Raw genomic sequence first — 21,906 nt, 5'->3', positions numbered from 1 at the left:
CCGAGAACGACCGGCCCAGCCGAATCGAGAGGAATAGATGGTCGCGCGCACCACGCCTCACCATGACGAGCGGCGCGGAGCCGCGCCACCGGAAGGCGGGCCGCGTCCGCCCGGAGCGGGGCTGACCTCCCGGGTCGCCGCCCGGCTCCCGTTACGGCTGCGCCGCCTCGGCCTGCCCTACCTGCTCATCCTGCCGGCGATCCTCCTGGAGCTGCTGATCCACGTGATCCCGATGCTCGTCGGCGCCGGGATGAGCTTCCTGCGGCTCACGCAGTTCTTCATCCGCAACTGGTCGGCCGCTCCGTTCGTCGGGCTGTCGAACTACCAGGTCGCGGTCGACATCGACTCGGCGGTGGGCGCCGCGCTGCTCCACTCGTTCATCGTCACGGTGTGCTTCACCGCGCTCGCGGTGGGGCTGTCCTGGCTGTTCGGCACGGCCGCGGCGGTGCTGATGCAGGGCTCCTTCCGCGGCCGGGGACTCCTGCGCACGCTGTTCCTGGTCCCGTACGCGCTCCCCGTCTACGCGGGAGTGATCACCTGGAGCTTCATGTTCCAGCGTGACACCGGCCTGGTCAACCACGTCCTGGTCGACCAGCTGCACCTGTTGGGCGAGCGCCCGTTCTGGCTCATCGGCGGCAACAGCTTCGCCGCCGTGGTGGTGGTCTGCGTCTGGCGCTCCTGGCCGTTCGCCTTCCTGATCCTCATGGCGGGACTGCAGAACATCGACAAGGACCTGTACGAGGCGTCGGCCATCGACGGCGCCGGCTGGTGGCGGCAGCTGCGGTCGATCACCATGCCCATGCTGCGACCGGTGAACCAGGTGCTGGTCCTCGTACTGTTCCTGTGGACCTTCAACGACTTCAACACCCCCTATGTGCTGTTCGGCAAGGCGGCGCCGCAGCAGGCGGACCTGATCTCGGTGCACATCTACCAGAGTTCGTTCATCACCTGGAACTTCGGCTCCGGCTCGGCGATGTCGGTCCTGCTGCTGCTGTTCCTGCTCCTGGTGACGGCGGTCTACCTGGTGACGACCTCCCGGAGGAAGAGCAATGCGTGAGCCCCGGTTGCTGCCCTGGGCACGCTGGATCGTGCTGGGCCTCCTCGCCCTGTTCACCCTGGTCCCGCTGTACGTGATGGCCAGCTCGTCGATCAAGCCGCTGCGCGACGTGCAGAGCGGCTTCGCGTGGATCCCGACGACGTTCAGCCTGCGGCCCTTCTCCGACATCTGGCGGACCGTGCCGCTGGGCCGTTACTTCGTCAACAGCCTGGTCGTGGCGTCGGTCGCCTCCGTGGCGTCGGTGACGGTGGCGATCTTCGCGGCCTACGCGGTCAGCCGCTACCGCTTCCCCGGCCGCAAGGTCTTCACCGTCACCGTGCTGTCCACGCAGATGTTCCCGGGCATCCTGTTCCTGCTGCCACTGTTCATGATCTTCGTGAACGTCGGCAACGCCACCGGCCTGGAGCTGTACGGAAGCCGCCTCGGGCTGATCATCACCTACCTGACGTTCTCGCTGCCGTTCTCGATCTGGATGCTGGTCGGCTACTTCGACTCCATCCCGGTGGCGCTGGACGAGGCGGCGAAGGTGGACGGGAGCGGGCCGCTCGGCGCCCTGTTCCGGGTGGTGATCCCGGCCGCGATCCCCGGCATCGTGGCGGTGGCCATCTACGCCTTCATGACGGCGTGGGGAGAGGTGCTGTTCGCCTCGGTCATGACCGACGAGTCCACCCGGACCCTCGCCGTCGGGCTGCGCGGCTACGCCACCGAGAACAACGTGTACTGGAACCAGGTCATGGCGGCCTCCCTGGTCGTCAGCGTCCCGGTCGTGGCCGGCTTCCTCCTGCTCCAGCGCTACCTCGTCCAGGGCCTCACCGCGGGCGCGGTGAAGTGACTGCGAGGGTTCGCGGAAGGCCGTCCAGTAGACGATCATCGCTCGACCTCTCGGGACGACTCGTGTGCCGGCCCCGCCCACGAGACCTCTCGGGGCGTGCGCGAGCGTCTGCGGCGCCTGCGCCTGCAGCTGGTTGAAGGCGCCGAGCCGGCGCATCAGCTCCGCCCACGCCCTGGCGGTGCGGTAGCGGTTCCAGCCGCGCTCTGTGGTCGGGCCGGAGAACCCGAAGCCGGGCAGCGAGGGGATGACCAGGTGGAAGTCCCTGGACAGGTCCTCGATCACGTCCGTTCCTATTGGGCAAGGGAACGGAGCACTTTTTCCAGAGCGCTCAGCGCAGTGCGAACCCGAGCAGGCGGCCGGCCTCCCGCAGCTCGTCGCGGGCGTCCGGGTGGGCCACATTGTCGAGAAGCTGCTGGGCCTGGGTGGTGGCGTCGTTCCCCCAGATGGTCGCGGTGCCCTGCTCGCTGGCGATGTAGCTGTGCTGGAAGGAGGTGACCGGCCCGGCGAGGCGCGGCACCACGGTGGACACGTCGGCCTTCGGGTGCCACGACGGCAACGCGATGATCGCCCGCCCGCCCGGCGAGTGCATCGCCCCGACGATGAAGTCGGTCTGGCCGCCGAAGCCCGAGTAGATGAGGCCGCGCACCCGGGCCGCGTTCGCCTGGGCGTACAGGTCGACCTGGAGCGCGCTGTTCACCGACGTCAGCCCGGGCTGCTTGGCGATCACGGCCGGGTCGTTGGTCTTCTCGGTGCGCAGCATCCGCACCCGCGGGTTGCGGTCGACCCAGTCGTACAGCTGGGCGGTGCCGAAGATGAACGACGCGGTGATCGGCGTGCCGGGGTCCAGCGTGCCGGCCTTCTCCAGGGCGAGCACGCCGTCGCTGAACATCTCCGACCACACCGCGAGACCGCGGCGCGGGGTGAGCGCCGCCAGCACGGCGTCGGGCACCTGGCCGATCCCGAGCTGTAGCGTGGCGTGCTCGGGGACCAGGCGGGCCACCCGCTCGCCGATGGCCCGCGACACCTCGCCCGGCGGGCGCGGTTCCGGCGAGGCGAGCGGCTCGTCGGCCTCGATGGCGTAGTCGAGCTCCTCAAGGGCCAGCACGGCGTCGCCGTAGGTGTAGGGCATGCGCGGGTTGAGCTGGGCGATGACGAGCCCCCCGCGCGCGCGGACCGCGTCTATCGCGGCCGGCAGGATGTTGACCTCGGTGCCGAGCGAGATCGTGCCGTCCACCGGCGTGGAGGTGTGCACGATAACGACGTCGGGCGGCAGCGCCTGGGTGAGCAGGAACGGCACGAGCGACAGCCGCGAGGGGAAGTACCGCAGACCGGCCCGGCGGCGCATGCCCGGCCCGATGAACGGCGACTCGAGGGTCACCCCGTCGCGGTCGGGGACGCCCTCCTGGGCGTTCAACATGAACAGCCGGTACTCCTGTACCGCCGCGTCCAGCACGGCCAGGGCCCGCCAAGGGGTGGCGAAGTTGCCGCTGGCCACGACCCGCGGCACGCCGGGCAGCCCGGACAGCACGGAAGTGAGCCGCGATTCGGATATGACGCGCATTGGATCTCATTCCACTCATAGGGCTAACGGGCTCAGGCGGCGAGCGACCATCGCGCCCGGCCGTCGAGCGAGGTCCGCCGCCTCATCCTCGCGAACGCCGGGTGGCACGCCTGGCGTCCGGCCGCGTGCGGCTCCGTCGTGATGCGGTCCCAGGCGGTGATCGGCAGTAATCGCACATTCCCATGACCTCTCGACCTCGGCGTACGAATCGAGATTCTCAGGGGAGCGGACCCCGGGGACAGGGCCGTTCGTCCTTTCCACCGGCCGGTGGAGCCGGGGTCGCGGCGAGCCGGTCCACGGCCCGCGCGACGAGGCCGACACCGGCAAGTCGCGGCGCTCGGGCGGGCCGGGAATTCAGGTGGAGTCTCTGACCACGAGGGACGGCTCGAAGATGATCGAGGTGACGGGTTGGTCCGGGTCGTCGATGTGGGCGGCCAGCAGCCGGGCCATCTCGGCCGCCATGTCCTCGACGGGGTGGCGGATCGTCGTGAGCGGGGGCCTGCTCGCGGTCGCCGCGCTGCTGTCGTCGAAGCCGACCACGGCGACGTCCTCGGGCACGCGCCGCCCGTGGTGGCGCAGCACCGGCAGGGCGCCCTGGGCCATCAGGTCGTTGGCGATGAAGACTCCGTCGAGGCCGGGGTACTCGGCCAGCAGCCGTTCCATCGCGGCCTCGCCGCTGTCGAGGGTGAAGTCGCCCTCGGCACAGGGGATGTAGGGGTGGCCGTGCGCGGCCATCGCGTCGCGGAACCCCGACAGGCGGTCCTGGGCGGCCGGGACGTTCAGCGGGCCGGCGATCGTGGCCACGCGGAGGCGGCCCCGGGCCACCAGATGGTCGGCGGCGAGCTTGGCGCCCGTCCGGTGCGCGACGTCCACGTAGCTGATCGGGATCGGCTCCGCGGGCCGGGCGAACAGCACGGCCGGCAGGGACGCCTCGACCAGCAGCCGGGGCAGCGGGTCTTCGGCCTGGGTGGAGACGAGGATCGCCCCGTCGGCGTTCCCCTGCCGCAGGTAGGCGATGACCTGCGCGCGGGCCTCGGCGGTCTCGGCGAACATCAGGATCGGGTGGATGCCGCGCGGGCGCAGGAAGCCGACGACTCCGCTGGCCACGCGGCCGAAGAACGGGTCGGCGAAGACCTGGCTGTGAAAGGGGCTCTCGCCGCTCTCCTCGCCCGCGCCCGAGACGACCAGGGCGATCGCCCCGGTGCGGCGGGTGACCAGGGAACGGGCGGCGCGGTTCGGGACATAGCCGGTATCGGCGATGGCCCGCCTGACCGTCTCCTGGATCACGGGATCGACGTTGCGGATGCCGTTGATGACGCGGGAGACGGTCGCGCGGGACACGCCCGCCGCGCGCGCGACGTCCTCCAGGGTGGGGGATGCCGGCACGGGCGGGCGACCTTGGCTCATGGGGCTTTTATAGCATGCCGGGAGAGCGCTCTCCAACGCCTCTCCATCGCCGGTGGATCAGCCGGACGCCGCCACCGACGTCGTCGCGGTCAATGGTAGATCGGCGGCTGAACGTCCTGCCAGCACGGTGTACGCGCCGGGCTCGGCCGTCCAGGCGTGGCGCTCGGCGGACCAGTGCTGGAACGCGCGCGCCGCCACCTCCACCACGGCCTCGACGCTCTGCCCGGGCTCGGCCTCCACCCGCGCGAAACCGGCGAGCCAGCGCACCGGCCGCTCCACGGCACTGCTCGGCCGGGCCAGGTAGACCTGCACGACCTCGCCGCCCGCCCGGTCGCCGGTGTTGCGCAGCCGCACCCGCACCGTGAACGGGCCGCCGGGCTCGGCCCGCTCGGGGGCGAGAACGCTCTCATAGGACCAGGTCGTGTAGCCGAGCCCGTGGCCGAACCAATACGCGGCTCCCGCGCCGGCTCCGGACGGCTCCCGCAGCCACGCGCGGTGGCCGATGTGCGGGCCCTCGGTGTAGGCGAGGACGCCGTCCACCGGCGTGGTGCCGATCAGCGCGCGCCCGGCCCAGGTGGTGGGCAGCCGCCCGCCGGGTTCGGCCGCGCCGAACAGCACGTCCGCCAGCCCGTGCCCGTACTCCTGCCCGGGGAACCAGCTCAGCAGCACCGCCGGCACCTGCTCGCGCCACGGCATGTCGACCGGGCCGCCCGCGTTGACCACCACCACGGTGGCCGGATTGACCGCCGCGACCGCCCGGACCAGCTCGTCCTGGTCGCCGGGGAGGCGAAGGTCCGTGCGGTCGTAGCCCTCGCTCTCGACCTCCTCGGTGGTGCCGACCACCACGATCGCGACGTCGGCGGCCCGCGCCAGCTCGACCGCGGCGGCCAGCTCCTCGCCGGCGGCGCGGCGCGGCGGATCGGCGGCCAGTACCGAGGCGAGCCCGCTGCCGGGGTCCAGGCGCCGGCGGGCGACCAGCTCCACCTCCCGGCCCGCGGCGAGGTCCAGGGTCGCGTGCCGGTAGGGCGGGGTGAGGTGCACCGTCGCGGGGTCGTCGGTGTCGCGCTCGACCTCTTCGTTGATGACCGTCGTGCCGTCCGCCTCCAGGCTGACGTGGCCCCATCCGGCGACCGCCAGGGTCCACCGGCCGCCGGCCGGCGGGCACAGCAGTGCGCGGATCTCGACGGTGGCCGAGGACTCCACCAGCGCGGGTTCGAGGATGCGCCCGGTGAGCCGGTGCTCGGCGTGCAGCTCCTCGCCGCCGGCGGACAGCAGCCGTACCAGCACGCCGGGCTCGCCGGTCCTCGGGTCGCGGGCGTTGCCGAGGTCGAGCGGGGTGGGGCGGTCGCTGATGCGCACGCCGGCGGCGTGCACCACCTCGGCCCGGCCGGCGAGGGCGTCGCGGACGCCCTCCAGCGGCGAGACGGCGCGCACCGGGTAGACGCCCGCGCTGCCCCCGCCCTGGATGCGCGGCTCGGCGGCGTTCGGGCCGATCACCGCCACCGTTCGCAGGCGCTCGGGGGCCAGGGGAAGGGCCGAACGCTCGTTGCGGAGCAGCACCGTGCTCGCGACGACCGCCTCGCGCAGCAGCGCCCGGGCCTCCGGGCCGTCGAAGTCCTCGGTCCTCGCCCCTGCCGCCTCCGTCTTCGCCGCGGCCGGGTCCACCGCGGCCGGGGCCAAGGGGGCGGACGGCGCTCGGGCGGGGGAGGGGGCGTCCGGCGATAGCGCGCCGACGCGGGAGGCCAGGCGCAGGAGGCGGCGGACCTTCTCGTCGACGGCCTCCTCCGGCACCTCGCCGGCCCGCACGGCGGCGACCAGGGCCTCGCCCCACGGCCCGTCGGGGCCCGGCATGGCCAGGTCCTGCGCGGCCCGTCCGGCCGCGACCGTGGAGCGCACCGCCCCCCAGTCGGACACGACCAGGCCGTCGAAGCCCCACTCGCCCTTCAGCGGTTCGGCGAGCAGGGGGTTCTCGGTCATGGTGGCGCCGTTGACCCCGTTGTAGGCGGCCATGACGACCCACACGCCGGCCTCGACGGCGGCCTCGAACGGCACCAGATACAGCTCGCGCAGCGTCCGCTCGCCGACCCGCGCGTCGAGCGTGAGCCGCTCGGTCTCGGAGTCGTTGGCCACGTAGTGCTTGGCCGTGGCGGCGACGCCGCCCGACTGCACGCCCCGCACGCAGGCCACGCCGATCCGCGCGGTGAGCAGCGGGTCCTCGGAGTAGCACTCGAAGTGCCTGCCGCCGAGCGGCGAGCGGTGCAGGTTGATGGTCGGCGCGAGCAGCACGTCGACGCCCTTGCGCCGTGCCTCGGCGGCCAGCAGCGCGCCGAGCCGCTCCACAAGGCGCTCGTCCCAGCTCGCGGCGAGCGCGGTGGGCGAGGGCAACGTGAGGGAAGTGCTCCGCTCGTCCCACCCCTGGCCGCGCACACCGATCGGCCCATCGGAGGTCACGATCGAACGCAGGCCGATGTCGGGCTCGGCATGGGTGCGCCACGCGGTCGCTCCGGTGAGCAGCCGTACCTTCTGCTCGAGATCGAGCTTCTGCACCACGTCATCGAAGGCGTCGTCGGTCACCCTGTTTCCTCTCAGCGGTTGGAGAGCGCTCTCCAGTATGCGCCTAGAGTCACCGTCCCGGAAGGGGATGTCAATGGGGCGGGCGGCGCCCGGACGCCCTCTGCCGGTGTTTCATCTGGAGGTTTCACTCCGGTCCCCGGCGAGCCTTGACATCGCCCGATTCACAGGTGCACTCTCCGGTTGGAGAGCGCTCTCCCGCACGCAATGTGCCGGCCGAAGGAAGACGTATCGTCGTCGCTGGACGGAAACCTGCCGCTGAGATGCGGCGGGAGGCGGAGACGCTGAACGCCTGTGGAGGCGACGTAAGACCACTGCTCGCGGTGGCAGATGCCGGTGAAGCAGGAAGCCTCAGAGGTGCCCACCTCGGCCCGTCATCGGTGATCCATCCGAGCCCCCGGCCGTCCGGCCGGGGGCTCGGCGCGTCAAAGAAGGGAACGGCCGCGCCGGCGATCTCGGTGGCCGAACGACTGCCGGTCGCCGTGGTGCCCGCCTAGTCTTGTGGTGCCGCTTATCGATGTTCTTTGCTCAATACCGGTGAAGGTGTGGATATGAGATTGGTCCGCCTGGAAACGTCCGGCGACGCGGTGCTGTATGTCGAGGCCAGAGAGCTGGGTCCGGCGGCATACGACGATGAAGAGCGAGAATTGTCGGGAATGTCCGGCGAGTCGATGGCCGCCATCACCGGCGCCGTCGACGACGTGACCAGTGCGCTCGGCACTTTCGCCGGCCAATTGCAATCCACTCTCGCCAAGAGCGGAGCCACGAAGTACACCGTCGAGTTCGGCTGCGAGATCGCCGTCGAAACCGGAAAGGTCGTCGCGGTCATCGGGAAGGGCAGCGCGACCTCCTCTTTGAAGGTCACCATGGAATGGGACCATTCGCGGGAATGACAGGGGACCGTTCCCGCCTGCGCGAAGCCTTCTGCGCCTCCACCCTCGCCCTCGGCCGCCGGGGCCAGGAGGGGACCGGCTTCTTCATCGCTCCAGGGCTGGTCCTGACCTGCGCCCATGTCCTCGCCCCCGCCGACCGGCCGCTCCCGGCCGCCGTCGAGGCGGTGTGGGGCGAGCGCATGCTCGATCTGGAGGTCATGCCGGGCCGGGTACGTCCGGAGGCGGGGGGAGGGCCGGACCTCGCGCTGCTCCGGACGCCCCGGGACCTCGACCACCCCTTCGTGTCGCTGAGCGACGCGGCCGAGCCCGGCGACGAGCTGTGGATCTACGGATACCCCCGCGGACGGTACCGTGAGGGCGAACCGGTGCGCGCCTTCTGCGAGGGGGTCTCGGTACGCTCCGGCGGCACCCGCCTGCTGCGGGTCGCCGGCGGCAGGGCGAGCCCCGGGCACAGCGGAGCCCCCGCCCTCAACTGGCGGACCGGCTCGATCTGCGGCGTCGTGCGGATGGACGGGCTGGTCGAGCACGACACGCCGGTCATCCGGCTCACTCCGGCGGGCGCCGTCCTTGAGTCCTACCCGGAGATCGGCCCGGCGCAGCGGTCCGGCACGGCCAACCGCGCGTGGTTCGACCTGCTCTCCGGCGACCAGCTCCGCGCGGCGGGCCGCCGCCATCTCACCGAGCCGTTACGCGACTACCTGGAGGCGGCGCGCGACGCCGCCAGGGAACACCCGTACTCGCTGACCGGCGTCAGCGCACCGCCCCTGCACAAGGTGTACCTCAAGCAGCAGGCCTCGCCGGTGCCCGAGGAGCGACCGGAGGACGGCCAGACCGTCGTCCAGCAGGAGACCGTCCAGGCGGACGACATCGTGCGGCTGCACCAGGGCGCGCAGATCATCGGCGGGCCCGGCGCGGGGAAGTCCAGCCTGCTGCGCCACATCACCGACGTCGCGGCCACCGGCTGGCTCGGCGGGCAGGAGGCCGAGTTCGTGCCCGTCCTGGTGCACATCTCGGCCCTGGTCCGGCGCACGTCGCTGCCCGAGGCGCTCGCCGCCGGGGTGACCGAGCACCTCGGGATCAGCCTGGGCCGCGGCGGGCTCGCCGAGCTGTTCGCCCAGGAACCGCTACCCGGCGTGCGCTGGCTCGTGCTCGTGGACGGCGCCGACGAGGTCATGAACCTGGAGGACCGCGAGACCACCCTCCGCCGCATCGCGCGACTGCGCAGGACCTCACCCCACACGCGCTTCGTGGTCGCGAGCCGGCCGCTGCCCGCGCACTCCCTCAACAGGCTGGCCGCCGAGGACAGCCCGTCGTTCGTCATCGAGCCGTTCACCGATGAGCAGCTCGGCACGTTCGCCACCGGATGGTTCGAGGCCCTCGGCATGCCCCGCCCCGAGGAGACCTCCGCCGCCTTCGTCGAGCAGCTCCGGCGCAGCGGCATCCGCCAGCTCGCGCGCATCCCGCTGCTCGCCACGATGCTGTGCGTCGTGTTCGCCGCCGACCCCCGCGAGCGGCTGCCCCTCAGCCGCGCGGAGCTGTACGAGAGGTTCGTCCAGCGCCTGCTCACCAAGGCCAGGGAGGCGGTGGACATCCGGGCGCAGCTGCGCGAGCAGGCACGCCCCTACGGGCAGGACGCCGAACGCGCGGCCGACCTCCTGCTGGACAACCTGCTCCTGGTCCTGTCGGAGCTCGGGCATCGCCGGCAGTACTCGCTGCCCTCGCCCGATCCGCAGGTCGCCTCCGTCCTCGCGCCCCCCTCCGGGATGACCCCGGAACGGTGGCAGGCCATCGTGGCGGAGGCGCTCCGGCAGAGCGGGCTGGTCGTGGAGAGGGGGTCGGGGGACTTCGCCTTCATTCACCACACGATCCAGGAGTACCTCACGGCGCGCTTCCTCGCCGGAAGGCACCCGCGTCCCCGCCGGTTCGGCCGCGCCGGGCTCCTCGCGCCCCAGGACCGCTGGCCCTGGCCGGACCTGGAGGTCAAGCTCTTCCTCGCCGCGATCTGGGCCGGGAACGCGGTGAATCTCGGACGCCCGCTGGCCCGGCTGCTGCGCCCGGGGAGCCGGGTGGTGAACGCCGAGTTCGTCGCCGAGCTGGCACGGCAGGGCGTGCGCCTCCCGGAGGAGATCCACAAGAGGGCCACCGCCGCGTTCCGCGACATGGTGCTCGCCCCGCCGACCGCCGGAGATCACTGGGTGGGGGTGGCCCGCTCGCTGGCCGAGCTGGACGTGGCGTGCTGCGTGTCGGCGCTCGAACAGGTGGTGACCGATACGAGGATGAACGGATTCCATCGGCATGACGCGGCGCGCACCCTGCTCGACCTCGACGAGGGACGCGGCGTCCGGGCGCTGGGCGCACTGATCGACGATGAGACGCTCGCGTACGAGGACCTCATGGCGGCGCACACACTGCTGCAGCACGACCACGACCGTGGCGTGGACGCCCTGCGGCGCATCGGCCGCAACTCGGGAGGCGACAGCGGCCGCAGGCTCGACGCGGCTCGCGACCTGCTGAAGTACCACTCCGCCTACGGCATGGACACCCTCGACTATCTCGCCAGGGACGGCACCGCCCTGGCGGCTCACCGGCTGACCGCCGCCCAGCTCCTGATCAACGTCGATCTCGACGGCGGATGCGCGGCCCTGGCCGCCATCGCGCAGGACGCCAAGGCGGAGGCGCGGACGCGCATGGCCGCCGCCGAGCAGCTCGTGCGCGAGGACGGGTCCGTCGCCGTGCGCGCGCTGGAAGCCCTCGCCCGGGACCGGGTCGCTCCCGCGCCGATCCGGCTGAGGGCCGCCGGCCTGCTCGCCGAGCCGGCCGCCGCCCGGGGACTCGCCGCGCTGGCGGCGCTGGTCCGCGAGGAGGACGGCGTCCCGGAGGTCAGGCTGGCCGCCGCCCGCCTGGCCGGGGCGATCGACGCCGGCGAGGCGGCGGCCCTGCTGGAGTCGCTGGTCGCCGCGTCCGGGCTGGAGACGCGGCACCGGGGGGAGGCCGCCCGCGAGCTCGCGGTCATCGACACCGGCCGCGCTGTCGCCCTCCTGTCCGCCGCCGCCGCGGAGCCGGGGCTCGGCGGCAGGGACCGCTACCAGCTGGGCGTCGTCATTACCGAGATCGACCCGGTGGCGGGCGTCGGTGTCCTGACCGAGCTGGCCCTGGACCGCAGATGCCCGGACCGCTACCGCGTGGACTCCGCCGTGGCGGTGGCCAAGGCCGACCGGGACGCCGGCGCGCGGCTGCTCGCCAAGCTCGCCGACGCGCGGACGCTCTCCAGCGGTCACCAGCTGAAGGCCGCCCAGGGGCTCGTGACCGTGGACGCCGAGCGCGGGTCGCGGGCGCTGGTGAAGCTGGCCTCCCAGCACTCCGACGCCGGCACCGCGGTCGCGGCGGCCAGATCCCTCGCCGAGGTGGACAAGGCGAGCGGTGTGCGGCTGCTCGCCTCGATCGCCGCCGACAAGTGGCTGACCCCCGAGGAACGCGCCGGCGCGGTGAAGGCCATCCGGCCGCTGGACCGGTTGCGGGGCGCGTTGGAGACGACGAATCTGGTCCGGGACCTGCGGGAGTACCTCGAACGGCAGGGCCTGAGCGAGTCCGAGCGCAACAAGGTCAAGCGGGTCATCGCGGGCCTGTGAGCGGCCGGCCGGGCACGGCGAAGGCCGGTGCCCCATGGGTGGGGGCACCGGCCTTCGCGCCCGAGCGGTGACCGGGGCTCCGCCGTGACGGAACCCCGGTGCCGCTCACACGGTGGGGCGGCAGAGCGGACGGATCACTGGTAGACGCGGACGTAGTCGACGAGCATCCTCTGCGGGAAGACGGTGGTGGCGTCCGGTGGGCCGGGCCAGTCGCCGCCCACGGCGTTGTTCAGGATGACGAAGAACGGATGGTCGAACACCCACGGCCCGCGCGTCGCCTCCAGCGTCGCCCGGTCCACCGTGTGGATGGTGTTGCCGTCTACCGTGAACTTCATGCCCTGGCTGTTCCAGTCGACCGCGAAGACGTGGAAGCCGCTCGCGAAGTCGCCGGAGATGGAGTACGGCGAACCGAACCCGCCGCCGCCGAAGTAGGCCGGCGCGTGGATGGTCGAGTAGACGGTCTGCGGTTCGCGGCCCAGGTGCTCCATGATGTCGATCTCGCCGACGTAGGGCCAGGGCCTGCCCTGGTCGAAGAAGTCGGCGCCCAGCATCCAGAACGCCGGCCACAGGCCCTTGGTGCCGGACACCTTGATCCTGGCCTCCACGCGGCCATAGGTGAAGCTGAACTTCCCGTAGGTGTTGATCCGCGAGGAGGTGTACTGGCAGGTGCCGCTGCCGGTCAGCGGGTCGGTCGGGCACGAGGAGCCGGGGGTGGCCTGCTTACGGGCCTCCATCACCAGGTTGCCGGCGCCGTCCATCGAGGCGTTGTCGTTGTTGGTGTAGAACTGCAGCTCGTTGTTGACGCCGGGGCCGACCTCGGGCCGCCACTTGGCCGCGTCCGGCTTGGTGCCCGCCGTGCCGTTGAACTCGTCGCTCCACACCAGCTGCGGGGGGTCGCGCGGGTCGGGCGGGAGCGGCGGCGGGGTGATGGGGGCGCCGCCGGTGCCGTAGACCTGGAACTCCCACAGCGAGTAGCCGTAGGCGGTGGCCCGTTGGGTGCCGTACATGCGGACGTAGCGCCCGGTGCCGTTCACCGTGAGGGTCTGCTTGAAACCGGTGCCGGTGGTGGTGGAGTAGATGGAGGTCCAGTTCGCCGCGTCGGGGGAGACCTGGATCTGGTACGCCGTGGCGTAGGCGGGGTCCCACTGGAGCACGACCTTGTGCACCTGCGCGGTGGCGCCGAGGTCGACGTAGATCCAGCCGGGATCGACCCAGCCGGTGGTCGCGCTGGTCGCCCACCGGGTCGCCGGGTCGCGGTCGAACGCCTTGGCCGGGCCGCAGCCTCCGCAGTTCGCGTCGTCCTGGCTGCTGGAGGCGACGCCGGTCCTGCCGTACGACAGCAGCTTGTCGCCGCCCGGGTCGGTCGGGGTGACGGTCGGCGTCGGGGTCGGGCTGGATCCCGAGCCGGTGCGCACGGCCAGTTCGAACAGCGAGTAGCCGTAGGCGGTGGCCCGCTGGGTGCCGTACATGCGGACGTAGCGCCCGGTGCCGTTCACCGTGAGGTCCTGGGTGCCGCCGGTGCCGGTGGTGGTCGAGTAGACGGGGGTCCAGTTCGCCGCGTCGGGGGAGACCTGGATCTGGAAGGCCCTGCCGTAGGCCGCCTCCCAAGTGAGGGTGACGCCGCAGATCTGCGTGCTCGAGCCGAGGTCGACCTGCAGCCACTGCGGGTCGCTGAACGCGCTCGCCCACCGGGTGCCGGGGTCGCCGTCGACCGCGCCGGACGCCGGGAAGGCGATGCTCTCGGTGGAGGAGGCGGTGGCCGGGCGTCCCTGCGCGGCGTTGCCGCCGCAGCCGGGGGCGCTTCCCGTCGAGCCGTAGACCTGGAACTCGAACAGCGAGTAGCCGTAGGCGGTGGCCCGCTGGGTGCCGTACATGCGGACGTAGCGCCCGGTGCCGTTCACCGTGAGGTCCTGGGTGCCGCCGGTGCCGGTGGTGGTGGAGTAGACGGAGGTCCAGTTCGCCGCGTCGGGGGAGACCTGGATCTGGAACGCACTGGCGTAGGCGGCCTCCCAGGTGAGCACCACGCGGCTGACGGCGGCGCTCGCGCCGAGGTCCACCTGGATCCACTGGGGGTCGCTGAACCCGCTGGACCACCGGGTGCCGGGGTCGCCGTCGACGGCCAGGGCGGCGCCGAAGGCGGCGCTCTCCGATGAGGAGGCGGTGGCCGGCTTGCCCTGCGACAGCAGGGAGTCGGCCGCCACGGCGGGAACGAAGGTGAGGCAGGAGGCGATCACGACGATCGCGGTGGCGACGAGCAGGCCCAAGCGGTGGCGGCTCGGGCCGCAGGAAGGACTCACGGCGTCTCCTCGGAAGCTGGGGGGGTTCGGGGAGCGCTCCCGGAGAACCGAGCGTGCGCTCTGGTGTAAGGGGCTGTCAAGGGCCCGATCAACCTGCTGGAAACCTGCCGGACATCTGGCCCCCACCCTTGCCCGAGAGGCGAGAGCGCTCTCTGATGGCTCTCCGGACGACGATTCCGGCGGTATTACCTGGGCAAATGGTGAAGAGGCTCAGAGAGCGCTCCCTCGCACGTCCCCGGCCCCGCTGTGCAGGTCACGGCGATCGTTACACGCGAACCCGTTGACACGAGGGCGGACGCCGCGTGACCCTTCTCAGGGAGCGCTCCCTCCAAGATCATTAATAGCCCCCCAGGAGGGTCTATGGGCAAGCTTCGCCCCGGCATGGCCACGCCTCTGCTCGCCGCGGTGCTCGCCGTCGCCGTCACCGCCTGCGGCAGCGGCGGTGGCAACGGCGGCGCGGGCGCCTCGTCGGGTGCCGCGCAGCCGGCCGAGAAGATCAAGCTGACCGTCGCACTGTTCAGCGACTTCCACTTCGCGCCACTGTACGAGGAGTTCAAGAAGACGCACCCGAACGTCGAGATCGTCGAGCGCCGGGCGCAGTTCAACGACCACCACAAGAACCTCACCACGCAGCTGGCCACGGGGGCGGGAGCTGCCGACGTCGAGGCCGTCGAGGCGGGGTACATCGCCACGTTCACCCCGCTCGCCGACAAGTGGTACAACCTCAACGACTACGGCCTGGGCAAGCGGCAGGGCGACTACCTCGACTGGAAGTGGAAGCAGGGCCTGTCGCCCGACGGCTCCAAACTGCTCGGCCTCGGCACCGACGTCGGCGGCCTGGCCATGTGCTACCGCACCGACCTGTTCAAGAAGGCCGGACTGCCCACCGACCGCGAGGAGGTGTCCAAGCTCTGGCCCACCTGGGAGGCCTACATGGAGGCCGGCAAGAAGTTCGTCGCCGCCAAGGTGCCGGGGGCCAAGTGGTTCGACGGCCCCGGTGAGAACTTCCGCGCCATCGTCGACCAGGCCCCCGTCGGGTTCTACGACGAGCAGAACAACCTCGTCGCCGGCACCAACGCCGATGTGAAGAAGGCGTTCGACCTGTCAGCCCAGATGGTCCTGGCCGACGAGTCGGCGAAGCTGGCCGCGTTCAGCCCGCCGTGGAACACCGGCCTGACCAAGGGCTCGTTCGCCACCATCATCTGCCCGTCCTGGAAGACCGGCAGCATCAAGGACGCCGCTCCGACCACGGCCGGCAAGTGGGACGTGGCGGCGGTGCCCGGCGGTGGCGGCGGCAACCAGGGCGGCACCCACCTCATGGCGCCCAAGCAGGGTAAGCACCCCAAGGAGGCCGCCGAGCTGATCGACCTGCTGACCAACAAGGACGCGCAGCTCAAGCTGTTCACAGACGCGGGCGCCCTCCCCTCGATCCCCGCTCTCTACGACGACCCGACGATCACCGGGTTCAAGAACGAGTTCTTCAGCGACGCCCCCACCGGCAAGATCTTCACCGATGCGGCCAAGGCGCTCAAGCCGCAGCACGTCGGGCCGAAGGCGGGCGACGTCCTCACGGCGTTCGGCAACGCGCTCCAGCGTGTCGAGCAGGGCAAACAGTCGCCGGAGGAGTCCTGGGCCCAGGCCCTGAAGGACCTCGAAAGGATCAAGTAACCCGCGTGGCGGTGGCCGGCCCGGGACCAGCGGGCCGGCCACGCACCTGCGAGATCCCATGCTAGACGTGCCCGCTCCGGCGGCGGGACGCGCCCTCTCACCGTCGGGACGCGCCGGTCCCCGACGCCGGGCCCGATCCGCCGGCCCGATGGCCTGCCGAAAGGAGCTGCCATGGCCACCCGCGCCCCCGACAACCTGGCGGCGACACCATCCCTGCCGCCCGTGCGGCATCGTCCCCGGGCGTACCGGCGTCACCTGGTCCACCGGCTGGACGTCAAGGTCTCCCCGTACGCCTACGTCGCGCCGTTCTTCCTGCTGTTCTGCGCGTTCGGGCTGTTCCCGCTCGCGTACACCGCCTGGGTCAGCCTGCACGAGTGGACCCTGCTGTCGGACGTCCACGAGTTCGTCGGCCTGGACAACTTCGTCACGCTGCTCGGCGACGACTACTTCTGGAACGCCACCTTCAACACGCTGTCCATCGGCGTGCTCTCCACCGTGCCGCAGTTGCTGCTGGCCATCTGGCTGGCCCACCTGCTGAACCGCCCGCTGCGGACGCAGACGCTGTTCCGCGTCACGCTGCTGCTGCCGAACGTGACCAGCGTGGTCGCCGTCGTCGTCATCTTCAGCCAGCTCTTCGGCCGCGACTACGGGCTGATCAACTGGGTGCTGTCGTGGTTCGGCGTCGGCGTCATCGACTGGAACGCCGGCACCGCCACCTCCCACGTCGCCATCTCCGTCATGATCATGTGGCGGTGGACGGGCTACAACGCGCTCATCTTCCTGGCCGCGATGCAGGCCGTGCCGCGCGAGCTGTACGAGGCCGCCACCATCGACGGAGCCGGCGGCATGACCCAGCTCCGCAAGATCACCGTGCCGGTGATCCGGCCGACCATCATCTTCGTGGTCATCACCTCCACGATCGGCGCCATGCAGATCCTCGCCGAGCCGCTGCTGTTCGGCACCTACAGCCCCACAGGCGGCCCCGACCGGCAGTACCAGACGCTGTCGCTGTTCATCTACGAGAACTTCGTCAAGCTCGACTTCGGCTACGCCTCGGCCGTGTCCTGGATGATGTTCCTCTTCATCGTCGTCATCGCGGCCGTCAACTACCTGCTGACCCGCCGGACGAGAGGGAACCTGACGTGATGCCGCGCACGGCGGGCACGGCCCGCACCCTCACCTACCTCACCCTCATGGCGGTGGCGTTCTTCTCGGCGCTCCCGCTCTACTACAGCGTCGTGGTGGCCTCCCGCGACAACTCCGCGCTGGCCGAGGTGCCGCCCCCGCTGCTGCCCGGCGGCAACCTGGTCGCCAACATCACCCGCGTCTTCGACACCGTGCCGTTCGCCCTGGCTCTGCTGAACTCCGTGCTGGTCGCCGGCTCGATCGCCATCTCGGTGATGCTCTTCTCCACCCTGGCCGGGTTCGCCTTCGCCAAGCTGCGCTTCCGCGGGAGCAAGGCCCTGCTGCTGCTCACCGTGGCGACCATGATGGTGCCGACGCAGCTCGGCATCATCCCGCTGTACCTGCTGATGGTGAAGCTCGAGTGGACCGGAAGCATGTACGCGCTGATCGTGCCCGCGCTCACCAACGCCTTCGGCGTCTTCTTCATGACGCAGTACCTGTCGCGGGCGCTGCCGACCGAGCTGCTGGAGGCGGGCCGGGTCGACGGCTGCAGCACCTGGGGACTGTTCTGGCACGTGGTGATCCCGGTGGCGCGCCCGGCGGCGGCCGTGCTCGGCATGCTGACGTTCATGTCCGCATGGAACGACTACTTCTGGCCGCTGGTCGTCCTGACCCCGGAGAACCCGACCGTGCAGGTGGCGCTGTCCACGCTGGCCGCCGGCTACGTCAGCGACTACGCGCTCAGCCTGACCGGCACCGCGCTCGGCACGCTGCCGCTGGTCATCGTGTTCGCCCTGCTCGGCAAGCAGGTCATCGGAGGAATCATGCAAGGAGCAGTGAAGGGATGACCATGACCGTCACCACTCGGGGGACCCTGCCTTCATATCTGACGGAGGGGCGGGCGGTCTTCCCTGAAGGCTTCATCTGGGGCGCCGCGACGGCGTCGTACCAGATCGAGGGGGCGGTCAGGGACGGCGGCCGCGGCCCTTCGGTCTGGGACACCTTCTCCCGCACGCCCGGCAAGGTGGCCTCCGGGCACACCGGCGACGTGGCCTGCGACCACTACCACCGCTACGCCGAGGACGTCCGGCTCATGGCCGGCCTCGGCCTCGGCGCCTACCGGTTCTCCATCTCCTGGCCGCGCGTGCAGCCGGACGGCAGCGGGCCGGTCAACACCAGGGGCCTGGACTTCTACGACCGGCTCGTGGACGAGCTGGGCGACGCCGGCATCACGCCGTACGTGACCCTGTACCACTGGGACCTGCCCCAGACGCTCGAGGACCGTGGCGGCTGGACCTCAAGGGACACCGCCTACCGGCTGGCCGAGTACGCCGAGGTCGTGCACGGCCGGCTGGGCGACCGCGTGCGCAACTGGACGACGCTGAACGAGCCGTGGGTCCAGGCCTTCCTCGGGTACGGCTCCGGCGTGCACGCGCCCGGCCGCACCGACGCGCGGTCGGCGCTGCTGGCGTCGCACCACTTCGTCCTCGCCCACGGGCTCGCCACGCAGGCGCTGCGCGCGGCCGGCGCGCAGGAGATCATGCTGGTCATCAACTCCTCGCCCGTGATGACCCCCGAGCAGGTGCAAGACCCCGCCGCCGAGGTGTCGCAGGCCGACGCCGAGGCCGTGCACCGCGTGGACTGCCTGCTCAACCGGCAGATACTCGACCCGGTCCTGCGCGGGGAGTACCCTGCCGAGGTGCTGGAGATCGTGGAGCGGCACGCCGGCCTCGGCCACATACACGACGACGACCTGCGGGCCATCAACCAGCCGACCGACCTCATCGGCGTCAACTACTACAACCCCTGCGTCGTGCGGTCGAGCCCCGGAGAGCCCGCCGACTCGGCGTGGCCCGGCAGCGAAGGCATCGCCTTCCCCAGGCTGGAGGTTCCGAAGACCGCCATGGGCTGGCCGATCGTCCCGGCCGGGCTGTCGCGCCTGCTCCTGCGGCTGTCCCAGGACTACCCCGAGGTGGGCCTGATGGTGACCGAGAACGGCGCGGCCTTCGAGGACGTCGTGACCGAGGCCGAGCCGGGGGGACGGGTGCACGACGCCGACCGCACCGCCTACCTCGAATCCCACCTGCGGGCGGCGCACGCGGCCGTCGAGGGGGGCGCCGACCTGCGCGGCTACCTCGTCTGGTCGCTGCTGGACAATTTCGAATGGGCCGAGGGCTACCACCGCAGATTCGGTATCGTCCACGTCGACTTCGCCACCCAGCGGCGGCTCCTCAAGGACTCCGCGATGTGGTATCGCGGCGTCATCGAGGAGAATGGACTGGCATGAGACGACCCACCTTGGAGGCGGTGGCCGCCCGGGCGGGGGTGTCGAAGTCGAGCGTGTCCCGGGTGGTCAACGGGGAGGCGTCGGTCACGCCGGAGATCCGGAACCTGGTGATCAGGGCCGTGCGGGAGCTCGGGTACGTGCCGAACGGCGCGGCCAGGAGCCTCGCGACCCAGCGCACCGACGCGGTGGCGGTGATCGTGTCCGATCCGCCGCGTGGTCTGGTCTCGGACGACCCCATGTTCTCCACGGTGGTCCGCACGGTGAGCCGCACGCTGGAGGCGGCGGGCAAGCAGGTCACGCTCATGCTGGCGGGGTCGCCCGAGAGCCGGGTGCGGGCGGAGCAGTTCGTGGCGGCCGGGCATGTGGCGGGCGTCATGCTCGTGTCGATGCACGGCCCCGACCCGCTTCCGGGGGCGCTGGCGCGGATGGGCGTCCCCACGGTGTCCTTCGGCAGGTCCGCCGCGGGGGTACCGTACGTGGAGAACGACAACGTGGGCGGCGCCGCGCTGGCCGTGCGGCACCTGCTGGCACAGGGGCGGCGGCGGGTCGCGACGATCACCGGACCGCTGGACATGAACTGCTCGCAGGACCGGCTGGCCGGCTACCGCGAGACCGTGAGCGACCACGGGCGCCGCTCGATCGTCGCCCTCGGAGACTTCACCCGCGCCTCCGGCGTCGAGGGCATGCGGCAGCTTCTGGAGGACGACCCCGCTTTGGACGCCGTGTTCGCCGCCAACGACCTCATGGCCATCGGCGCCCTGCGCGCGCTGCGCGAGGCGGGCCGCCGAGTGCCCGACGACGTGGCGGTGGTGGGGTTCGACGACATCGAGGCGGCCCTGTACACCGCGCCCACCCTGACGACCGTTCGCAGTCCTATGGGGGATCAGGCGGCGGCGGCCACCACACTGTTGCTGAGCCTGTTCGACGGCGCATCCGGCGATCCGGTCATCTTGCCCAACGAGCTGGTGATCAGGGAGTCGGCGTAAACATCATCGTGGAGGTCACTGGAATGAGACGACCAACTCTCGAGGCCGTGGCGGCACGGGCGGGGGTCTCCCGCGCCACGGTCTCCCGGGTGGTCAACGGGGGATCGACGGTCACCGCGGAACTGCGTGACGCGGTGATGCGCGCGATCGAGGAGATGGGGTACGTCCCGAACCTCGCGGCGCGCAGCCTGGTCACCCAGCGGACCGACTCGATCGCCCTGGTGGTGTCGGAGCCGCCCACCAGGGTGTTCTCCGACGACCCGATGTTCTCCACCGTCATCCGGTCGGCGAGCGCGGAGCTGGAGACCGCCGACAAGCAGGTGCTGCTGATGCTCGCCGGCACCCCGACCAGCCACGCCCGGGTGGAGCGCTACCTGACGGGCGGGCACGTCGACGGGGTCATGCTGATCTCGATGCACGGCGCCGACCCGCTGCCGGCCGCGATCATGCGCATGCGCGTGCCGGCGGTGTCCTACGGCCGGCCCGCCGTCAACGTCAACCTGCCCTACGTCGACAACGACAACGTGGGCGGCGCGGAGATGGCCGTGCGCCATCTGCTGGAGCGGGGGCGGCGGCGCATCGCCACGATCGCGGGGCCGCCGGACATGATCGGTGGCCAGGACCGGCTGGCCGGGTACCGCGCGGTCCTGCACGGCTCGGACCGTCGCTCGATCGTCGCGATCGGCGACTTCACCCGGGAGTCCGGTGCGATCGCGATGCGCCAGCTCCTGGAGGACGATCCCGGGCTGGACGCCGTCTTCGTCGCCAACGACCTGATGGCGATCGGGGCCCTCCAGGCGCTGCGGCAGGCGGGCCGCAGGGTGCCCGACGACGTGGCGGTGGTGGGGTTCGACGACATCGAGGCCGCCCGCTACACCGAGCCGCCGCTGACGACGGTCCGCCATCCCTTCCGCGAGCAGGCGGCGGCCATGGTGCGGCTGCTGCTCCGCCTGCTCGAAGGCGGCGAGGCCGAACCGGTGGTCCTGCCCACCGAGCTGGTCGTGCGCGAGTCGGCGTGACCCCAGCCGGCCGCCACGCCGGCGGCCGGCCGCCCGGCACCCCCGCCGAACAGGGATGAAGCACGTTCATGGCCGGTCCTCCGCATCAGGGGCCCGGCCATGACGCATGCCCGCGATCCGACAACTCCAATAGTCTTGACAATAAAAGTGTTCGGTGAGAACGTAGAGCCATGGCCGGAGGAACGGTCGGCGAGACCGGCCGAGGCCCATGACATCGGATACCACGATCGAGGAGTTGTGAGATGGCGCATCGGTTCGAGCTGCGCAAGGAGATCGAGCTTCGGGCGAGTGTGGAGCGGGTGTGGGAGGCGGTGGCGACCGGGCCGGGGTTGACCTCCTGGTTCCTGGGGCGTAACGAGGTCGAGCCGCGTGTGGGCGGCAAGGCGGTGCAGTTCTTCGGTGACTTTCCGGTGGAGGCGAGGGTGACGGGCTGGGAGCCGCTGCGGCGGTTCGCCTTCCGTGGTGCGGAGGGGGAGGAGGGCGCCTACATGGCGCTGGAGTTCCTCGTCGAGGGGCGTGGTCAGGGTGGCACGGTGCTGCGGCTGGTGCAGAGCGGGGTTTTGGGTGATGGATG

Annotated in this window: 15 protein-coding genes and 1 pseudogene; 11 read left to right on the top strand and 5 right to left on the bottom strand. The window is 71.4% G+C overall.

The features are described 5' to 3' along the window. Nucleotides 1–37: 37 nt before the first annotated feature. Nucleotides 38–1,057 (top strand): carbohydrate ABC transporter permease, encoded by a 1,020-nt coding sequence (locus MYF83_RS26245; protein ID WP_248963377.1) that lies wholly within the window; start codon nucleotides 38–40, stop codon nucleotides 1,055–1,057. Next, nucleotides 1,050–1,889 carry a carbohydrate ABC transporter permease gene (locus MYF83_RS26240; protein WP_248963376.1) on the top strand — a complete coding sequence of 280 codons (840 nt, stop codon included), beginning with the start codon at nucleotides 1,050–1,052 and terminating at the stop codon, nucleotides 1,887–1,889. The genes MYF83_RS26245 and MYF83_RS26240 overlap by 8 nt, the downstream gene beginning before the upstream one ends. Nucleotides 1,890–2,030: 141 nt before the next feature. Here the strand turns inward: MYF83_RS26240 and MYF83_RS26235 are convergent. The 4 genes and pseudogenes from MYF83_RS26235 to MYF83_RS26220 form a co-directional block, all read right to left on the bottom strand. Next, nucleotides 2,031–2,147, bottom strand: a pseudogene (locus tag MYF83_RS26235) (epoxide hydrolase); the annotation flags it as partial. A gap of 70 nt (nucleotides 2,148–2,217) precedes the next feature. After that, a complete protein-coding gene (locus MYF83_RS26230) occupies nucleotides 2,218–3,450 on the bottom strand; it encodes an acetyl-CoA hydrolase/transferase family protein (RefSeq protein ID WP_248963375.1) in 1,233 nt (410 codons plus the stop codon). Nucleotides 3,451–3,804: 354 nt separating this feature from the next. Next, nucleotides 3,805–4,836, bottom strand: a complete 1,032-nt coding sequence (locus MYF83_RS26225; RefSeq protein WP_248963374.1) for a LacI family DNA-binding transcriptional regulator — start codon at nucleotides 4,834–4,836, stop codon at nucleotides 3,805–3,807. Between the two features lie 78 nt (nucleotides 4,837–4,914). Then, nucleotides 4,915–7,431 (bottom strand): glycoside hydrolase family 3 C-terminal domain-containing protein, encoded by a 2,517-nt coding sequence (locus MYF83_RS26220; RefSeq protein WP_248963373.1) that lies wholly within the window; start codon nucleotides 7,429–7,431, stop codon nucleotides 4,915–4,917. Between the two features lie 554 nt (nucleotides 7,432–7,985). On the opposite strand from MYF83_RS26220, the gene MYF83_RS26215 reads away from it, so the two are divergent. Further along, entirely contained in the window at nucleotides 7,986–8,321 is a 336-nt protein-coding gene (locus MYF83_RS26215) for a CU044_2847 family protein (protein WP_248963372.1), read from the top strand. Then, complete coding sequence (locus MYF83_RS26210; RefSeq protein WP_248963371.1) at nucleotides 8,318–11,950, top strand: serine protease; 3,633 nt, start codon at nucleotides 8,318–8,320, stop codon at nucleotides 11,948–11,950. Before MYF83_RS26215 ends, MYF83_RS26210 begins: the two co-directional genes overlap by 4 nt. Nucleotides 11,951–12,084: 134 nt before the next feature. Here MYF83_RS26210 and MYF83_RS26205 read toward each other — a convergent pair whose 3' ends face one another. Continuing rightward, entirely contained in the window at nucleotides 12,085–14,247 is a 2,163-nt protein-coding gene (locus MYF83_RS26205; RefSeq protein WP_248963370.1) for a discoidin domain-containing protein, read from the bottom strand. A gap of 360 nt (nucleotides 14,248–14,607) precedes the next feature. Between MYF83_RS26205 and MYF83_RS26200 the strand changes: the two genes are divergently transcribed. From MYF83_RS26200 to MYF83_RS26170, 7 genes are all read left to right on the top strand, one after another. Then, on the top strand, nucleotides 14,608–15,915 hold the full coding sequence (locus MYF83_RS26200) for an ABC transporter substrate-binding protein (RefSeq protein ID WP_248963369.1): 1,308 nt from the start codon (nucleotides 14,608–14,610) through the stop codon (nucleotides 15,913–15,915). Nucleotides 15,916–16,086: 171 nt separating this feature from the next. Beyond that, entirely contained in the window at nucleotides 16,087–17,061 is a 975-nt protein-coding gene (locus MYF83_RS26195; protein WP_248963368.1) for a carbohydrate ABC transporter permease, read from the top strand. Further along, the gene (locus MYF83_RS26190) at nucleotides 17,061–17,888 is read left to right on the top strand and encodes a carbohydrate ABC transporter permease (RefSeq protein ID WP_248963463.1); all 828 of its coding nucleotides are present in this window, start codon (nucleotides 17,061–17,063) and stop codon (nucleotides 17,886–17,888) included. Before MYF83_RS26195 ends, MYF83_RS26190 begins: the two co-directional genes overlap by 1 nt. A gap of 2 nt (nucleotides 17,889–17,890) precedes the next feature. Beyond that, nucleotides 17,891–19,327, top strand: a complete 1,437-nt coding sequence (locus MYF83_RS26185) for a GH1 family beta-glucosidase (RefSeq protein ID WP_248963367.1) — start codon at nucleotides 17,891–17,893, stop codon at nucleotides 19,325–19,327. Beyond that, the gene (locus tag MYF83_RS26180) at nucleotides 19,324–20,313 is read left to right on the top strand and encodes a LacI family DNA-binding transcriptional regulator (protein WP_248963366.1); all 990 of its coding nucleotides are present in this window, start codon (nucleotides 19,324–19,326) and stop codon (nucleotides 20,311–20,313) included. The genes MYF83_RS26185 and MYF83_RS26180 overlap by 4 nt, the downstream gene beginning before the upstream one ends. Nucleotides 20,314–20,336: 23 nt before the next feature. Then, nucleotides 20,337–21,332 (top strand): LacI family DNA-binding transcriptional regulator, encoded by a 996-nt coding sequence (locus tag MYF83_RS26175; protein WP_248963365.1) that lies wholly within the window; start codon nucleotides 20,337–20,339, stop codon nucleotides 21,330–21,332. A 242-nt stretch (nucleotides 21,333–21,574) separates the two neighbouring features. Next, a partial coding sequence (locus MYF83_RS26170; protein ID WP_248963364.1) for an SRPBCC family protein occupies nucleotides 21,575–21,906 on the top strand: 332 nt, incomplete at its 3' end.

This window comes from Sphaerisporangium perillae (genome assembly GCF_023276435.1).
GTDB classification, from domain to species: domain Bacteria; phylum Actinomycetota; class Actinomycetes; order Streptosporangiales; family Streptosporangiaceae; genus Sphaerisporangium; species Sphaerisporangium perillae.
Note: the sequence above shows the minus strand (reverse complement) of the source record. Positions and strands in the feature narration are given on the sequence as shown.